Genomic DNA, 792 nt, shown 5'->3' with positions numbered 1-792 from the left:
ACCCGGTCCATCCGGGCAACCCTCGTCGCAACATCGAGGGTGAGTCGCCTCATTTTGTGGGGGGACATACAGTCTAGTGGTGACGCCCGCTGGGAAGCGGAAGGCTGTCGCTCATCTGGTGGATGCCCATAGGATGAGCGAACGGCGCGCGTGTAAAGCCATCGGCTGCTGCCGTATGACCATGAGATATCGGACGCCCCAGGCTGTCGATGCTAACCTTCGCCAGCGCATGAGGGCGATCGCCCAGGAGCGCCGCCGCTTCGGCTATCGGCGGCTGCATGTTCTGCTCAGGCGGGAGGGGTAGACGAAGGGAGGAGGCTCAAGATGCTCTGCGCCCGCGTACTTGCCGCACGCCGGCGCTGCAGGCGTTGGATTCGGCCAATCCATGTGGAGGCGACAGTGGGGCGCGGGCTTCGCACGACAGCTGCTCGACCGGACCATCCCGTCCGGTTTGCGGCCCGGAAAACTTGGCTTGAAATCGAGTACCGTCCTGCCCTTCTCCGCAAACGGCCATCCGAGGTTTAGGCGTTCGACTAGGCTTGCGAGAAGATGTCGAGATCCGGAAGGCGCGCGGCCACTGGCCCGAATTTCCGCCCAGACGGGCCCCGCGCGCGGCACTCGGTCCCACCCCGGCCTAGACCACCACATTGGAGGAGAGCTTGCCGACGTGCCGCAGGCATCGCGGCTCGCCTTGGTGTCTTCAGCTGAGTTTGGGTGTCAATCGGCCTGTAAATTTGACCCCTCATCGGCGTCCAATTTTGACCCCTTCGTGCGCCGCGGTTTGACGGTAGC

The 792-nt window shown here is 63.9% G+C and carries 1 pseudogene; it reads left to right on the top strand.

Features of this window, described 5'->3' with window-relative positions:
* Nucleotides 1–76: 76 nt before the first annotated feature.
* Nucleotides 77–301, top strand: a pseudogene (locus AC0L3K_RS40665) (IS3 family transposase); the annotation flags it as partial.
* Nucleotides 302–792: the final 491 nt, after the last annotated feature.

The organism is Bradyrhizobium sp. MI1.10, assembly GCF_055811035.1.
This window is presented reverse-complemented; position numbering and strand designations above follow the sequence as displayed.